Source organism: Marivirga tractuosa (assembly GCF_042140215.1).
Classification (GTDB): Bacteria; Bacteroidota; Bacteroidia; order Cytophagales; family Cyclobacteriaceae; genus Marivirga; species Marivirga tractuosa_A.
Map to the genome: position 1 here is coordinate 1,546,740 of NZ_CP159478.1, position 16,113 is coordinate 1,562,852.

The following is a 16,113-nucleotide window of genomic DNA, read 5'->3' on the forward strand; positions in this document are numbered from 1 at the left end:
ACCTTAAGAAGATTTGTTGACCATAGTAGAAGCTGCTTGGGCTGTAGGAAAAATCAATACATCTGCTAAATTTACATGGGCAGGTCGGGATGCCATAAATAAAATTAAATCAGCTATGTCTTCAGGCTTTAAAGCATCATATCCTTCATAAACTGATTTTGAACGATCTTCATCACCTTTGAATCGGACTAAAGAAAATTCAGTTTCTACCAAACCAGGTGCAACTTGTGAAACTTTAATACCGTACTTATTTAAATCCATTCTCATTGAGCTATTAAGAGCATCCACTGCATGTTTGGAGGCACAATAGACATTTCCATTCGGGTAAGCTTCTTTTCCAGCTACTGAGCCAATATTAATAATATGCCCTGATTTCTGAGCAATCATTTTTTGAATTATTGGTTGAGAAACGTATAGTAATCCTTTAACATTAATGTCAATCATAGCTTCCCAGTCTTTCATGTTTCCATCTTCTATTGAAGCCAATCCATGAGCATTTCCTGCATTATTAATTAGAAAATCAATAGTTGCCCATTCTTTTGGAAGACTTTCTATGGCATTTAAAACTGCTTTTTGATCACGAACGTCAAAATTTAAAGTATGAATTTCAGTATGTTGACTTAACTTCTTTTTTAACTCATCTAATCGTTCTTGCCTTCTTCCAGTAGCAATGATTCTAAATCCATTTTCACCTAAAAGTATGGCGGTAGCTCGTCCAATGCCTGATGTTGCGCCAGTTATAAATGCTGTTTTTTTCATAGTTTTTTTCTTTCACTCTAAAATTCTCTCACAATAATTTTCTCACAGAATACACGGAAGGTCACAGAAAGAATTTTTAAGACTTAAATATAGGAAATGGATATGAGTTGCAACAATCTGACTATAATTAATTGATGACTCTAACCAAACTTTCGTTGTCAACCAATTTGGAGACATTGAAGTTAACTAATAAGCCTAATTTTTTGTCTGATAATTTGAGGTATGAGAGCAATTGCTTCTTATGGACGTTATGCAGAAATTCTACTGATTTGATTTCAATGATGATATGATTTTCTACTAAGACATCTATTCTGTAGCCTAATTCTAATTTAATGCCTTTGTAGACAACTGGTAAACCAACTTGGCTTCTTGCATTGAGCCCCATTTTATGTAGTTCATACATCAGTGCGGCTTCGTAAACACTTTCTAATAATCCTGGTCCTAATTCTTTAAATACGGTGAATATTGCTCCTCTTATTTGGTAGGTTAAGTCGTTTAAACTCATTGGGTTGGTTTTAAGGTTGAAAAATAGTTGAGATTTTAAATTAATGAGATTTTGTTAAAGAAAAACTTATTTTGAATGGATTCTCACAATTTATTGCGCACAGAAGCCACGGAATTTCACAGAATTTGAAGTTTGAGGACTGGTTAACTTTTAGGATGCCTTAGTGCGGTGTTTATCCCAAAAAAGGATTTAAGGTGTATTTCTAGTAAATTGTATAATCAATTTTTCTGTGTTCTTCTGTGAGCCGTAAATGTGTCACCTTTTCCCAAATACAAACCGATCTTTCCCCTGCATATCCCCCATGACTTTTACATTTCGAAAGCCCTTTTCTTCCATGAGTTTTTTAACTGCCTTTCCGAATTGCTCATTGATTTCAAAGTATAATTCCCCGTCAGGCACTAAATGTTCGAAAGCTAGTTGAGAGATTCTTTCATAAAAAACCAGAGCATCATGATCGGGCACAAAGAGGGCATTAGAGGGCTCATGTTCAAATACCTTCTCTTGCATTTCAGCTTTCTCTTTTTCCATGACATAAGGTGGGTTGCTAATCCAAATATTAGCCTTAGGTAAATCTAAATCTTCTTCTAATATGTCCGCTTGAATGAAACTTACATTAGCGTGATTTAGCAAAGCATTTCTTTTTGCCGTTGCCAAAGCTGAAGAGCTGATGTCCACCGCAATTACTTCACAATGCTTTCTTTCTTTGGCAATAGTGATGGGGATAATGCCACTACCTGTCCCTATGTCAACTATCATCTGCTCACTTAAGTCAGGATGGTTTTCTAAGATTAGGTGAACCAATTCCTCTGTTTCCCTTCTGGGGATTAAAACATTAGGATTTACTAAAAACTGCCGACCGTAAAACTCTACTTTTCCAAGAATGTGTTGAATAGGTTTTTCTTTCTTTAATTGAGATAGGATAGACTCTATTTTTTCTTCTTCTGAAGTTGAAATATCAATATCTTTTCCTATTAAAATATTCATTCTGGTAATCTGAAATAAGTCTTCAAGAATTAAAAACGCAATGGCTTCTGCCTCATCTTCGGTTTCAAATTCTATTAAAGATTTCTTTATTTTTTCTATGAGTAATTTGCTGTTCATTTCAGATTCCTTTTCACAAATTTCATGATTTTTTATTTAGTTTTGCCAATGATGAGCAAACAAGATGAATTATTTATGCAACGTGCCTTGCAATTGGCTGGTTTCGGCAAAGCAAGCGTTAGCCCTAATCCCATGGTAGGTTGTGTAATTGTCTTGGATGGGAAAATAATAGGAGAGGGCTGGCATCAGAAAGCTGGTGAACCTCATGCGGAAGTTTTGGCGATTCGCTCTGTCAAAAATGATGATCTATTAAAATTTGCCACTGCCTATGTTACCTTAGAACCCTGTGCTCATTATGGGAAAACTCCACCCTGCGCAGAATTATTGGTAGAAAAACAGCTGAAAAGAGTAGTGATTGGAGCAGTTGATCCAAATCCATTAGTGGCAGGAAAAGGAATAAAAATCTTAAAAAAAGCTGGTATTGAAGTGGAAACTGCAGTCTTAGAGAAAGAATGCCTCGCACTCAACAGAGCTTTCTTTACTTTTATGCAGAATAAGCGTCCTTACATAATTTTAAAATGGGCACAAACTTCAGATGGTTTTATTGCAAGGGAAAATTTTGAATCTAAATGGATTAGTAACCCCTTGTCCAGGCAATTAGTGCATAAATGGCGCACAGAGATTGATACTATTTTGATAGGGAAAAATACTGCTCAATATGATAATCCCCAATTAACAGCACGTGAATGGTCAGGAAAAAACCCTATTCGGTTGGTGATTGATCATCAATTAGCTTTAAGCGAAGACTTAAAAATATTTGATGGTGAACAAAAGACCATTTTATTTCATTCTAAAGATCAAAAATGGGAAATGCAAGGCGTAGAATCTATTCAATTAAAACAAGATAATTTTTTACAGGAAATGATGAACTATCTCCATCAAGAAAAAATTCAATCCGTTTTAGTAGAAGGTGGTTCAAAAACTATTCAGTCCTTTATTGATGCTGGTCTATGGGATGAAGCTCGAATATTTACTTCTCCTGTAAGCTTTGAACAAGGTATTAAAGCAGCGGAACTAAAAGACCATCAACTCGTTTGCCAAGAAAATATTCAAGAAAATAAGCAGACTGATGTTTTATCAATTTATTATAATACAACTAGTAGTCTAAAATCATTAATCTAATAATCTTAATAATATGTCAGAATCATTATTAATTGATGTCAATGCATCCAAAGAAGAAAAATACAAAGCACTAATTCCACAGATAAATGCTTTAGTGGAGGGGGAAGAAGATGTGGTGGCGAATTTAGCTAATATCACTGCTGCATTGAAAGAGGCTTTTGGCTATTTCTGGATTGGGTTTTATATAGTGAAAAATGGAGAATTGGTATTAGGACCATTTCAGGGACCGATAGCTTGTACTCGCATTCAAAAAGGAAAAGGCGTATGTGGATCAGTTTGGGCTGATGCTAAAACGATTGTAGTGGATGATGTAGAAGCCTTTCCTGGGCATATTGCATGTAGTTCAGCCTCTAAATCTGAAATAGTAGTACCAGGCTTTAAAAATAATGAAGTAGCATTGGTTTTGGATATTGATAGTGATGAACTCAATACTTTTGATGAAATCGATAAAAAGTACTTGGAAGAATTAATGAAAACGGTTTCTAAATTTTTATGAATAGAGCCTATTAATCAATTACAATGCAATTAAGTTAAGGAAATTTCCTTAACATGATTTTCGCTAAAGCGAAAGAACTTTCCCGAGTGGTCGGGAGAGGTTGTTTTTCCCTGCCTGCGGCAGGCAGGGTTTTGTATCTCTTCCCGATAAATGCGGGACAGGTCGTGGTTGGAATTTGCTAAGGTTGTTGCAGATTACCACCATTCTTTCTTAACCACAAAAGAGACAAGAGAACTCATAAGAAAATAACCAAGGTTATTTTTTTAGAATTTCGGTGAAAGATGTGACATCAAAGCTTAACTTAATAGCATTGAGGTAATTACATGAGAATCATTTATGTCTATTTGAAAAGGAGAATCAAATGACTATCGTTTGTACAATTTAATTTTAGAATCTATATAAGACTTATTTAATGAATACTGATAAAGCATCCATAGGACATTTTTTTCAAGAATTACAAGCGGATATTTGCGATAAGATTTCTGCCACTGACGGCAAAGGTAATTTTGAAATAGATGATTGGAGACACGTCAAAGGTGGTGGAGGTAAATCCCGTTTATTGCAAAATGGTAATATATTAGAAAAGGCAGGAGTGAATTTTTCGGCTGTAGAAGGGCCAGCCCCTGAAGGATTGTTGAAAACATTGGAAATAGATGCTAATCAGTCTGATGATTTAAGTTTTTTTGCCACGGGAGTTTCCATAGTGATGCATCCTTTCAATCCTATGGTTCCTATCATCCACATGAATGTCCGTTATTTTGAATTAAGTAATGGTACTTACTGGTTTGGTGGCGGGATAGATTTAACGCCCCATATTATTGATAAATCACAAGCTCAATATTTCCATCAGGAAATTAAAAAGGTTTGCGATAAACATGATATGGACTATTATCCCAAATTTAAAAAATGGGCAGATGACTATTTTTATTTACCGCACCGAAATGAAACCCGAGGAGTAGGAGGTATTTTCTTTGATCGACTTTCTGATAATGAAAAGCATAGCAAGGAAGAAATTTTTGCCTTTGTGCAGGATATTGGAAATCTATTTGCCCCCGTTTACAGCCATTTAATGGAAATTAATAAGGATAAAAACTTTTCTGATGAACATAAAAAATGGCAGTTTCTCAGAAGAGGAAGATATGTGGAGTTTAATTTAGTTTGGGACAGAGGAACTAAATTCGGTTTGCAAACAAACGGCAGAACAGAATCTATTTTAATGAGCATGCCACCCCAAGCCAATTGGGCTTATGATTATCAGGCCGAAAAGGATTTTGAGAAGGAAACCGCAGCTTTATTGAAAAAAGAGGTTGATTGGGTAAATATTCTATAAGCTCTTATTAGGTCATTTGTTAGTTATCCGTTAATTTCCTGAAATTTTTAAGAATGCTTGAATCCTTAATTGAACTCGACCAACAATTTTTTTTATGGCTAAATGGTTTACATGCTGATTGGTTAGATCCAATAATGTTGGCCATTACTGGAAGAAATATCTGGATTCCTTTATATGTATTGATTTTGTTCTTAGTCATTAGGAAACTAAAGTGGCAGAGTTGGTCAATGATTTTGGCTTTTGCATTATTAATCACTTTAGCTGATCAAGCTGCATCAGGTTTTTTTAAACCCTTTTTTGAGCGATTTCGACCTTGTCATGAACCTGCTATTAAGGATTTGGTACATTTAGTAAAAGGTTGTGGAGGTAAATACGGCTTTGCTTCTAGCCATGCATCCAATACTTTTGCATTGGCATTTTTTCTGTTATTCATTTACCGTAATGTTTACGCTAAATGGATGATTGCTTGGGCTGTGGTAGTATCTTACTCAAGAATATATGTTGGAGTACATTATCCAGGAGATATCATTGTAGGTGCTATATTGGGATTGTTAGCAGCTTTAATTACCTACCAATTATACAAAAGAATTTTCCCTAATCACTTAGAGAAAATTCATAGTATTGTATAAAGTTTCTTTGTAAGAAGCTCCAATTGGAATAGATTTCGCCTTGATGTGTACCGTTAAATCTTCTATGTAATCGATCTTTTCAATATTTACAATAAAAGATCTATGTACACGAACAAACCTGTGAACGGGAAGCTTTTTCTCCACACCCTTCATAGTGTGGTGTACGATATATTTTTTTGCTTCTGTATTGATTACCACATAATCCGCTAATGCCTCTACAAATAATACATCTTGTAATCTCAAGTGAACAATTTTCCCATCGCTTTTGATGAAAATATGTTCAATAATATTTTTCTTTTTACGAAAGGCTTCAATGTTCTTTTGAGCTTTTGATATGGCCTGAGAAAACCTTTCATATTCAAATGGTTTAACTAAATAATCAGTAACTTTTTGTTCAAAAGCATCAACTGCGTAGCTATCATTTGCTGTCACTAAAATTACTTCATAGCCATTATTTAAGCGTTGTGTCAATTCAATACCCGTCATTTCAGGCATTTGCACATCTAGGAAAATAATATCAACCTCATGTTCTTCTAATAAATCAAGAGCATTTGCGGCACTTTCAGCCTCTGTAACTAATTTTAGCCCATTAGTTTCTTTGATTTGTTTAGAAATATATTGTCTGAATATTGGATCGTCATCCACTATCATGCAATTCAATTCTGAAGCCATAGTGTAGTTGGTTAGTTAGTTTTATTTATTAGTTTATGTACATATTTCCCAATTATATCGAATTCTAAGTTCACTTCATCGTTTTTTTTCATTTTTTTGAAGTTTGTGTGCTCAAAAGTGTAGGGAATTATGGCTACGCTAAATTTTTCATCCGAAACATCGAAACAAGTTAGGCTCACACCATTTATGCAAATGGAACCTTTTTCTACCAAAACATTTTCTCTTGAATCATAAAAAAAATCGAAAATCCAGCTTCCATTTTCATCTTTTATGTTGAGACATTTCCCTTTTCCATCTACATGCCCTTGAACTATATGGCCATCTAATCTGCCGTTCATAATCATGCATCGCTCAAGATTCACAAAATCACCCTCTTTTAAATTTCCGATAGATGATTTTTGTAAAGTTTCATTCACAGCTACAACAGTGTGAGCGTCTAGATGTAATTCGGTAACGGTAAGGCAAACGCCATTATGCGAAATACTTTGATCTATTTTTAATTCATTAGAGATGTCACTTTTAATGGTCAGTTTTAGATTACTACCTTCTTTTTCAGCTGATTTGATTTCTCCTAATGATTCTATAATTCCTGTAAACATTATGTAATATTAATAAATGTAAATGGATTGAAAAACTGCTTTATATCCAAATAGTTTAGAATAATCTGAATGAGTTCAATTCATCTTATTCCTCTTGATCAGAAATTCTGCTAATACTTTTTGAATATTATCATTTATATCAATTCTGGTTAAATCTACTTTATATTGATGGCATTTTAAGGCAATCTGCTTATAATATTCATCTACCTTTTTATGATACGTTTCTTTAATTTGTGAAGGATTTAATTTCATTTTTTGACCACTTTCTAAATCTTCTATAACATAAGGCCTGTCTTCCAATTCAAAATCAAGCTCGGTAGAAGGTTCATTTACCTGAAAGAATAATACTTCATGTTTTCGGTGTTTAACATGCTGAATAGATTTAAAAAACTCTTCTAGTTGTTCTGGTTTAGTCATCAAATCGCTAAAAATAATGACTAAAGAACGCTTATGAATTTTTTCCGCTACAATATGTAGACTTTGGCTTATCTCAGTGCTTTTATGCTGTTGGTCTTGCTGTAAAATATGTTGAAGGTGCACAAAAATGTTTTGAAGATGAGCTCTGGTTGATTTAGCTTCAGTAAAAACATCTATTTTATCTGAAAAGGAAATTAAACCAACTGCATCTCTTTGTCTTTGTAATAAATAGGCTAGAGTGGAAGCTGCTAAAATACTAAATCGAATCTTCCCATTATTTTGAGTTGGGTAATACATAGAAGAGCTATTATCCAACAAGATATAAGCTCTTAAATTCGTTTCCTCATCATATCGCTTGGTATAAAGCCTATCCGTTTTGGCATAAACTTTCCAATCAATATGCCGAGTACTTTCTCCAGTATTGTATAATCTATGCTCTGCAAATTCTACAGAGAAACCATGAAAAGGGGATTTATGCATGCCCGTAATGAATCCTTCAACCAGCTGTTTAGCTAATAAATCCAGTGAAGGTATCTCAGGAAGGTTTTCTAATGATATATCCATCTATTTTAAATACTTATTTATTTAATTTATGTTTTGGCAATTTAATAAGGTCAATTTGCAAAAGTGTAAGTGTTTATACTATATTTAAGCCAAATAATAAAAAAACAACATTTAGAAAGAGTAGTGAAAGAGTTTATGGAAAGAGAACAGGAAGAATTATTTTCAAAGAGAGTAAGGGCAGGAAAGAGAACTTATTTTTTTGATGTAAGAACAACGAAAGCTAATGATTATTATTTAACCATTACCGAAAGCAAAAGAAAACCTAAAGATGACGGGTTTACTTTTGAGAAGCACAAAATATTCTTGTATAAGGAAGATTTTAACAAATTCGTAAATGCATTAAATGAAAGTGTTGAGCATATCAAAACTGATTTAATGCCAGAATTCGACTTCACTCAATTCGACAGAGATGAAGATGATGATTTAAGCTGGGATTAATTTTAATCTTAAATTTTTATAAATTTTAAAGCTCCTATTTACTTTGCGGAGCTTTATCTCTTCTTTTAATTTATTTGAAAGTAATTTTCAATCAAATACAAGGATTTATAAATTCTATGTCAGAACTTTGAGTTGCTTAAAAGAATTCCGAATTTCTGAACTTTTATTTGATGTATAAATCCATTATTAGACCCTTATTGTTTCAGTTATCTGCTGAAAAAGCCCACCATTTCACCTTTTCTTTAGCAAAATTTTTCTTCAATATCCCTGGAGTAAAATCTATTAATAGAAGCTTATTTAAAGTAAAATCTGCTCAGCTGGAGAGAGAATTGTTTGGTTTAAAATTTCCTAATCCTGTAGGTTTGGCAGCTGGATTTGATAAAGATGCAAAACTCATTGATGAATTAGCTTCTTTAGGATTTGGCTTTATTGAAATAGGAACCATCACTCCAAAAGCTCAGCCTGGAAATCCTCAACCAAGATTATTCCGATTACAGCAGGACAGCGGAATTATCAATCGAATGGGATTTAATAATCAAGGAATAGAAGCTGCAATTAAAAGATTGAAGAAAAGGAAAAGTAAAGTCATTATTGGCGGGAACATCGGTAAAAATAAAGTAACACCTAATGATGAAGCCTTCAATGATTATGAAAAATGTTTCCTTCAACTCTATCCTTTTGTTGATTATTTTGTAGTGAATGTAAGTTCACCAAACACCCCTGGTTTACGTGAATTGCAGGAAAAGGAGCCTCTAATGCAGTTGTTAAATCACTTAATGGAGCTCAATAAAAGGCAAGAAAAGACAAAACCAATATTATTAAAAATTGCTCCTGATTTAACGAATCAACAATTGGATGATATCATTGATATTGTGAGTGAGACGAAAATTGATGGTGTTATTGCGACCAATACCACCATAAGTCGTGACGGATTGAAAACTCCAGAATCAACTATTGAGGAAATAGGGAATGGTGGTTTGAGCGGAAAACCTTTAGGGAAAAGAGCCACAGAAGTGATTCGGTATTTACATGATAAGTCCAATGCGGCATTTCCAATCATTGGAGTTGGTGGAATTATGTCTTCTGAAGATGCTCTAGAGAAGCTAGAGGCTGGAGCAAGTTTAGTGCAACTATATTCTGGTTTTATTTATGAAGGGCCTGCCTTGATTAAAAAAATCAACAAGGCTATTCTTCAGAAATTGTAAGCTATTTATTAACTATTAATACAATTTAAAGAAACTACTCTATCGCTAGCCTCGTATGTTTACAATTCTTAAAAGTAATTAGTATTTTTAATAAAGCAATTGGACAAGGTGGAGAGTAACGCGCTTGCCTAAACAAGCCATGAGCTATGTTGAGCCGGAGATAATCCTCGCCTTGTTTTTACTCTTTGTAAAATCCGAACTAGAATCTAAAGAATTTCATCAATTGAAATATCTTGCATTAACACGAGACAGGATCCATAAGAGTATCTTATTGCTGATGTTTAACTAAATTTTAAAGCCATGAAAGTACTTAGACAATGCTGTGGAATCGATGTTTCAATGGATACGCTGGATATCGTTCTGATGACCCTGCAAGAGGATTTTGAATTTAAAACTGTATCAAGTGGTCAGTTTGCCAATACCAAAAAGGATATCAAGAAATTGATGAATTGGGTTAAAAGACATCAACTTAATGATCTCCCACTTCAAGTTGTCATGGAAGCAACCGGTGTTTATCATGAGCAATTGGCTTACACGCTTTACGATAATGGTTTTGAACTTGCTGTTGTTCTGCCGAACAAAGTAGCTAATTATTGCCGTAGTACCGATGTGAGGCGCATAGACGATAAAATCAGTGCTAGACACATTGCTGAATTTGGTTTATTAAAAAAGATTGACAACTGGACAAAACCGGATGTCTCTTTATTGAAATTAAAAGGCCTGAGCAGAGAAAGAGAGCAATTACTCAATGAAAGAACCAGGGCCAAGAACCAACAACATGCCAAAGAACACATGGCAGAAGTCGATAAGTTTACATTAAAGAGAGCCAAGCAACACATTAAGTTCTTGGATAAGCTGATTGACCAAGTAGAAACTCAGATGAAAGAAATAGTCGGTCAAACCCCATGGTTAAAAAAGAAAATTGAATACATATGCTCCCTAAAAGGAGTTGGTTTTATTACAGCAACCATTGTAATAGCAGAAACAAATGGCTTTAACCTTATCAGAAACAGTCGTCAATTGGTATGTTATGCCGGTTATGATGTCAACAACAAACAATCAGGCACATCAGTTAACACTAAACCTCGCATCTCTCACAAAGGAAATAAACATATTAGAAAAGCACTTTACTTCCCAGCTTTAACGGCAGTTCAAAATGACGAACAATCAAGTAATTTTTATAATCGCTTATTTGAAAGGCAAAAAATTAAAATGAAAAGTTATGTGGCCGTGCAAAGGAAATTGCTGATACTAATTTATACGCTATGGAAAAAAGAAGAAAGATATAATCCAGAATATTACAAGGATAAATTTTTATTAGAGCAGCCCCGAGAGGCCGCCCTAACCGAGCTGGATCAAGTCCGCTCTTGATTTGTTTTCCTAATTGTAAATTTAATGAAAAATCATTTGGTTTTCAACACAGAATCTCCGGCTAGTGATGGTTACTTGTGCCTCGGCACAGGAAACAGATTTATGTTGCTTTCATCAAGAATCAATCGATTTCGCCCGAGGCGATAGTAATTTCCACTAGCCGGAGGCTAGAAGAGAATAACCCTTAGTGCTCCTGCTTTTATGAGTCTTTTTAAAAATAGTTAACTATTTTTAAAAAGACAGTGACCTTTTTTGATTGAATTATCAAAAGTAATTTTTTTATCAATCATTAATCTTAATAGCCTTAAAAGAAGTTCAATTTCTAAATTGTATCAGCTCCTAATATTGCAGAAAAGAAAATAATTCAGCATTTTACGTACCAAAAACTGACTATCATGGAACAAAGTGCTGTAACTGCTATATTTCTTCCTTTAGCTTTAGGGATCATCATGTTGGGAATGGGAATGACGCTCACTCTTAATGATTTTAAAAAAGTTGCGCTCTATCCTAAAGCAGCTGTTATTGGATTGATCAGTCAACTGATTTTATTACCTTTAATTGGCTTCGGATTAGCTGCTTTATTTTTCACTATTCCAGAATTGGCTGTAGGATTGATATTAATTTCACTTTGTCCCGGTGGAGCAACATCTAATTTAATCTCCCATTTAGCGAAAGCAGATTTAGCCTTATCTATAAGCTTAACGGCTATTAGTAGTATCATTACTAATTTCAGCATTCCAATTTTATTGAATATTGCCTTGGCTTATTATATGACTGGTGAAAAGGCTATCACACTTCCTTTCTTTAAAACATTTATTCAGATTTTCTTAGTAACTATTTTTCCAGTAGTCATAGGAATGATTATTAAGAAAAAGCGTCCTCATTTTGCCTTAAAGTCTGAAAAGGCAATGAATATAATTTCAACCTTCTTCTTTATCCTTATTTTGTTAGCAGCTATTTTAAAGGAAAGAGAAAATATCATTCCTTATTTTGAGCAAGCAGGAGTAGCAGCCATTATTTTAAATTTATCAGCATTATTGATGGGCTTTATTTTGGGTAAACTTTTTGGTCTGAATAAAAGACAAAGAAGCTCTATTGCAATTGAAACTGGTATACAAAACGGAACATTAGCAATAGCATTGGCTTTAAGTCCAGCAATATTGAATAATACCCAAATGGCAGTACCCGCTGCAATTTACAGCTTATTGATGTTTGTGACCGCTGCTGTAGTTATTCTGATTTCCAAAAAACAAAATTCGGAGGAGGCTTTAAAAGAACTATCTTTATCATAAATCTAAAATTATCGAACATGACTAAAAAATTATGGATTATTAGTGCTTTGATGCTGACTTCCCTTTGGGTTGTAGCACAAGATCAAGTCGAATTGGTGGAAAATACCATTAAAAAAAGTACGATTGAAGGACATATTTACTTTCTGGCATCTGATGAATTAGGTGGAAGAGAAACTGGAACTCCAGGAATTGATGTTGCCGCTCGATATATTTCTACCACTTTTCAGCGGTATGGAGTATCTCCAGTTGAAGGTGCGACTGAAGGATATTTTCAAGAAGTTCCTTTGGTGAAAAATGTTGCACCAGAGGCTTATGCGCTACAAGTTGGCAATGAAGCTGTAGCTGCGGAAAATTTAGTGCGAGTGGAAGGTTCAAGTGTTGAGTTAAAATCTGATTATGTTTTTCTTAATTACGGAACAGAAGAAGATTTCGATAACAAGAAAATTGAAGGTAAAATTGCGGTAGTATTAGCAGGGCAAGAGGATAATCAGGATTATAGATTTGTTTACCAAGCAAGTGGTAAAAAATCATCTTTGGCAAAAGAAGCTGGGGCTGTAGGCATAATTGAATTACATACCGATAATCCTGATAACTGGAACACTTTTAAAGGCTTTATAGGAAGAGGTTCTTCCATAGGTTTTAAATCAGAAGATAAAGGAGATAGTTTCTTCAAACTTTGGGTAAATGATGGCGAAAAACAATGGCTTGATAAACTGGATACAAGGAAAAATCCTGAATTGACCATCACTATTGGGGAAGCCATGCAATTGCCAATGCCTTCTAAAAATGTGGTAGGAATGGTAGAAGGAATAGATCCTGAGTTAAAAGATGAATTTATCATCTATTCTGCTCATTATGACCACTTAGGAATAGGAAAACCAAATGCAGAAGGTGATTCTATATACAATGGTGCTAGGGATAATGCCGTGGGTGTAGTAACGGTTATGAGTGCGGCTGAGAGCATTGCTAAAAATCCAACCAAGCGTTCGGCATTATTTATACTTTTTACAGCCGAAGAGAAAGGTTTGTTAGGAAGTAAATATTATGTTGAAAATCCGCTTTTACCATTAGATCAAATGGTGTATTGCTTTAATAGTGATAATGGTGGTTATAATGATACAAGTTTAGCTACAATTATTGGCTTAGAAAGAACAACAGCTGGAAAGCATATCAAAAAAGCATCCGAAACATTTGGACTTAAAGCGATTGATTATCCAGCTGGTGAGCAAGGACTTTTTGACAGAAGTGATAATGTGAATTTTGCTAAAAAAGGAATTCCTGCCCCGACTTTTAGTTTAGGATTCACGGCTTTTGATGCAGAAATCGGGAAATATTACCATCAGCAATCTGATAATCCTGAAAGCATAGACTATGATTATATGGAGCAGTTTTTCAGAGCTTTTGTTCTATCAGCTCGACTGATTGCAAATGATGAGGAAACTCCATTCTGGACTGAGGGCGATAAATATTATGAAGCAGGTAAGTCGCTTTATGGTAAATAATAAATGCAATAACTTCCTGAATGAAAATTTCAGGAAGTTATTCTATTTCAAATTCAAATATCCATCTATAATAATCTTTGAAATTGTTGTCCCCAATACTGCCTCTTTCTATAATCTCCACAGTTTGAGACCCCTTGAAACCTTCTTTAGCTCTGAATCGAAATAGCAATTCTTTTTCTATTAATTTTATCTCACTGATTTGATATTTTTTAGCTTGTTTTCTAATACTACGCCCACCTTCTGCAGGAAAAGTACTACCAAAGCTATATTCATATAATTCAGTTCCCTCAAGTGTGACTTCAATAACTTCAGTTTCAACATCGCTGTCTATACTTTCTTCCTTACAACTAACAAAAAATAAGGAAAGGGAAACAATCAATAATTGAAGTTTCATTTTGTTATTTTTAAGTAATTTATTTCACTTTAATTTCAAAAACCCATTTTTTCTGATCTGTAAAGTTATCATCTCCAATACTAGTCGATAAAAAAATCTCTACGGTTTCAGAACCTCTAAAGCCTTCTTTTGCTTGAAAATTGTACGTCCCCCAATTCATTTCGCTTATTTGGTAATTGTTAGCTTGCTTTCTGATTTCATACCCACCTTCTGTTGGAATAGCATCAGCAATTTCATATTGATATGGTTCTGTTCCTTCAAGCGTGACTTTTATGACTTCAGTTTCCAAATCGTTGTTCGTGTTTTCTTTACATCCCATAATGGACAGAAATAGAATTAGGCTTAGAAATGTAACTTTCATAGTTTTTTAATTAAAAGACTCTTTTACCATCTAATAGGTTGGAAGTTTTAAGTGATTTTGATAATTGTAACTCTAGTTACAAACAAAGGCTGCGCAAAAACCGTATCTTTGTGAAAAGAAATATACAACTTTTAAATTATCATTATGAATCATAAAAACATTAGTCCTGAAGAATTTGATAAGCTGTCAAAGGAGTCAAATACTGAAATTATAGATGTTCGATCACCTGAGGAAAAGGTGGAAGGATTTATTGAAGGCGCAAAAGTAATCAATATCATGGGGCCTACTTTTGCAGAGGATATTAAAGGACTGGATAAAGATAAAACTTATTTGGTTTATTGCAGAAGTGGTAACAGAAGCAGTACAGCTTGTGGCTTTATGGCTAGCAATGGCTTTGATAAACTTTACAATTTGGATGGCGGAATTCAAGCTTGGAACGAATACTCTAAATCATAATTTGAAATGGAAGCTTTAGAGGTAAAAAACGTAAAGTGTGGAGGTTGTGTAGATGCTATTAAAAACGGATTGTCTGAACTGGAAGGTATTGATGTGAAGAATATTGATATTCCAACTGGCAAACTGGAATTTGAAAGTGATGGCAAAACTTCAGTGGATAAAGTAAAAGATAAATTGGATAGCTTGGGTTATCCAGCAAACTGATAACTTATGGCAAGTTTTGGAGATTTAATAAAAAGTGAAACCCCTGTTTTGGTCGATTTTTATGCCGATTGGTGTGGGCCTTGTAAGATGATGGCACCTTATTTAGAAGAAGTGGCTCAAAAAATGAAGGGAAAAGTGAAGGTGATTAAAGTAGATGTGGATAAAAATCAACAAGCATCGGCTAAATATCAAGTGCAAAGTATCCCTACTTTAATTTTATTTCAAAATGGGCAAATAAAATGGAGACAGGCAGGAGTTGTACAGCCCAATACAATCATGTCTCAAATAAGTAATTTGAGCAATTGATATGAAACAAAATAAATTGTTACTTCCCATTTTGGCAGTCCTTACTTTAGGATTGGCTCCGTTTTTCCCTGAGCCTCATTTTTTCGGGAAAATTCGTTGGATAATGGGTGGAGGTGAAGGAATGCAGGTTGGAGATTATTTTGACTTATTAATGCACGGAGCACCATGGGTGTTTTTAGCCTATCGATTGATAGAAATGCTAGTTAAATCTCTTAAAAAACAAAGTTCTTGAAATTATTAAGAGGCTTATTTTAGGTGAGCCTTTTAATAATGTTTAATCCTATTTCCTTTTGAAAATATCCCCTATTTTAATTCCTAATTTCCAATCTACTCAATAATTAGATTGTTTTGATCTTCTATTATTTTAATGTAATAGCACTCCTAAATTTA

21 protein-coding genes are annotated in these 16,113 nt (G+C 34.1%); 13 read left to right on the forward strand and 8 right to left on the reverse strand.

From position 1 onward, the window contains the following. Positions 1-3: 3 nt before the first annotated feature. The 3 genes from ABWH96_RS07090 to prmC form a co-directional block, all read right to left on the reverse strand. Positions 4-759, reverse strand: coding sequence for an SDR family NAD(P)-dependent oxidoreductase (locus ABWH96_RS07090; RefSeq protein WP_375580776.1), 756 nt, complete (start codon positions 757-759; stop codon positions 4-6). Between the two features lie 127 nt (positions 760-886). Continuing rightward, positions 887-1,264, reverse strand: coding sequence for a GxxExxY protein (locus ABWH96_RS07095; RefSeq protein ID WP_375580777.1), 378 nt, complete (start codon positions 1,262-1,264; stop codon positions 887-889). 255 nt (positions 1,265-1,519) lie between these two features. Then, the gene (prmC, locus tag ABWH96_RS07100) at positions 1,520-2,365 is read right to left on the reverse strand and encodes a peptide chain release factor N(5)-glutamine methyltransferase (protein ID WP_375580778.1); all 846 of its coding nucleotides are present in this window, start codon (positions 2,363-2,365) and stop codon (positions 1,520-1,522) included. Positions 2,366-2,413: 48 nt separating this feature from the next. Between prmC and ribD the strand changes: the two genes are divergently transcribed. The 4 genes from ribD (at position 2,414) to ABWH96_RS07120 (ending at position 5,942) form a co-directional block, all read left to right on the forward strand. After that, complete coding sequence (gene ribD / locus ABWH96_RS07105) at positions 2,414-3,487, forward strand: bifunctional diaminohydroxyphosphoribosylaminopyrimidine deaminase/5-amino-6-(5-phosphoribosylamino)uracil reductase RibD (RefSeq protein WP_375580779.1); 1,074 nt, start codon at positions 2,414-2,416, stop codon at positions 3,485-3,487. Positions 3,488-3,500: 13 nt separating this feature from the next. Continuing rightward, a complete protein-coding gene (locus ABWH96_RS07110; RefSeq protein ID WP_375580780.1) occupies positions 3,501-3,983 on the forward strand; it encodes a GAF domain-containing protein in 483 nt (160 codons plus the stop codon). A gap of 412 nt (positions 3,984-4,395) precedes the next feature. Continuing rightward, the gene (gene hemF, locus ABWH96_RS07115; protein ID WP_375580781.1) at positions 4,396-5,313 is read left to right on the forward strand and encodes an oxygen-dependent coproporphyrinogen oxidase; all 918 of its coding nucleotides are present in this window, start codon (positions 4,396-4,398) and stop codon (positions 5,311-5,313) included. A gap of 53 nt (positions 5,314-5,366) precedes the next feature. After that, positions 5,367-5,942 carry a phosphatase PAP2 family protein gene (locus tag ABWH96_RS07120; RefSeq protein WP_375580782.1) on the forward strand — a complete coding sequence of 192 codons (576 nt, stop codon included), beginning with the start codon at positions 5,367-5,369 and terminating at the stop codon, positions 5,940-5,942. Here the strand turns inward: ABWH96_RS07120 and ABWH96_RS07125 are convergent. The 3 genes from ABWH96_RS07125 to ABWH96_RS07135 all read right to left on the reverse strand — a co-directional run bounded on the left by ABWH96_RS07125 (position 5,916) and on the right by ABWH96_RS07135 (position 8,194). Beyond that, positions 5,916-6,614: a LytR/AlgR family response regulator transcription factor gene (locus ABWH96_RS07125; protein WP_375580783.1), complete on the reverse strand. Its 699-nt coding sequence runs from the start codon at positions 6,612-6,614 to the stop codon at positions 5,916-5,918. The genes ABWH96_RS07120 and ABWH96_RS07125 overlap by 27 nt on opposite strands. A gap of 11 nt (positions 6,615-6,625) precedes the next feature. Further along, positions 6,626-7,213, reverse strand: coding sequence for a riboflavin synthase (locus tag ABWH96_RS07130; protein ID WP_375580784.1), 588 nt, complete (start codon positions 7,211-7,213; stop codon positions 6,626-6,628). A 75-nt stretch (positions 7,214-7,288) separates the two neighbouring features. Next, positions 7,289-8,194 (reverse strand): DUF58 domain-containing protein, encoded by a 906-nt coding sequence (locus ABWH96_RS07135; protein ID WP_375580785.1) that lies wholly within the window; start codon positions 8,192-8,194, stop codon positions 7,289-7,291. A gap of 135 nt (positions 8,195-8,329) precedes the next feature. Here ABWH96_RS07135 and ABWH96_RS07140 point away from each other — a divergent pair, with 135 nt between their 5' ends. The 5 genes from ABWH96_RS07140 to ABWH96_RS07160 all read left to right on the forward strand — a co-directional run bounded on the left by ABWH96_RS07140 (position 8,330) and on the right by ABWH96_RS07160 (position 14,002). Further along, positions 8,330-8,632, forward strand: a complete 303-nt coding sequence (locus ABWH96_RS07140) for a DUF3276 family protein (RefSeq protein WP_013453622.1) — start codon at positions 8,330-8,332, stop codon at positions 8,630-8,632. A gap of 170 nt (positions 8,633-8,802) precedes the next feature. After that, positions 8,803-9,837, forward strand: coding sequence for a quinone-dependent dihydroorotate dehydrogenase (locus tag ABWH96_RS07145; protein WP_375580786.1), 1,035 nt, complete (start codon positions 8,803-8,805; stop codon positions 9,835-9,837). Positions 9,838-10,137: 300 nt separating this feature from the next. Beyond that, complete coding sequence (locus ABWH96_RS07150) at positions 10,138-11,208, forward strand: IS110 family transposase (protein WP_375580787.1); 1,071 nt, start codon at positions 10,138-10,140, stop codon at positions 11,206-11,208. Between the two features lie 395 nt (positions 11,209-11,603). Next, complete coding sequence (locus ABWH96_RS07155; protein WP_375580788.1) at positions 11,604-12,500, forward strand: bile acid:sodium symporter family protein; 897 nt, start codon at positions 11,604-11,606, stop codon at positions 12,498-12,500. Positions 12,501-12,517: 17 nt separating this feature from the next. Next, positions 12,518-14,002: a M28 family peptidase gene (locus tag ABWH96_RS07160; RefSeq protein WP_375580789.1), complete on the forward strand. Its 1,485-nt coding sequence runs from the start codon at positions 12,518-12,520 to the stop codon at positions 14,000-14,002. Between the two features lie 37 nt (positions 14,003-14,039). Here ABWH96_RS07160 and ABWH96_RS07165 read toward each other — a convergent pair whose 3' ends face one another. Together ABWH96_RS07165 and ABWH96_RS07170 are read right to left on the reverse strand one after the other, a co-directional pair. Further along, positions 14,040-14,396: a hypothetical protein gene (locus ABWH96_RS07165; RefSeq protein ID WP_375580790.1), complete on the reverse strand. Its 357-nt coding sequence runs from the start codon at positions 14,394-14,396 to the stop codon at positions 14,040-14,042. A 19-nt stretch (positions 14,397-14,415) separates the two neighbouring features. Beyond that, positions 14,416-14,757 (reverse strand): hypothetical protein, encoded by a 342-nt coding sequence (locus tag ABWH96_RS07170; RefSeq protein WP_375580791.1) that lies wholly within the window; start codon positions 14,755-14,757, stop codon positions 14,416-14,418. Between the two features lie 144 nt (positions 14,758-14,901). Here ABWH96_RS07170 and ABWH96_RS07175 point away from each other — a divergent pair, with 144 nt between their 5' ends. From ABWH96_RS07175 to ABWH96_RS07190, 4 genes are read left to right on the forward strand one after another with little or no spacing between them, the layout of a single operon-like run. After that, positions 14,902-15,213 (forward strand): rhodanese-like domain-containing protein, encoded by a 312-nt coding sequence (locus tag ABWH96_RS07175; protein WP_375580792.1) that lies wholly within the window; start codon positions 14,902-14,904, stop codon positions 15,211-15,213. Between the two features lie 6 nt (positions 15,214-15,219). Beyond that, on the forward strand, positions 15,220-15,417 hold the full coding sequence (locus ABWH96_RS07180) for a heavy-metal-associated domain-containing protein (RefSeq protein ID WP_375580793.1): 198 nt from the start codon (positions 15,220-15,222) through the stop codon (positions 15,415-15,417). A gap of 6 nt (positions 15,418-15,423) precedes the next feature. After that, positions 15,424-15,723, forward strand: coding sequence for a thioredoxin (gene trxA / locus ABWH96_RS07185; protein WP_375580794.1), 300 nt, complete (start codon positions 15,424-15,426; stop codon positions 15,721-15,723). Between the two features lies 1 nt (position 15,724). Continuing rightward, complete coding sequence (locus ABWH96_RS07190; RefSeq protein WP_375580795.1) at positions 15,725-15,955, forward strand: hypothetical protein; 231 nt, start codon at positions 15,725-15,727, stop codon at positions 15,953-15,955. The last annotated feature ends 158 nt before the right edge of the window (positions 15,956-16,113 follow it).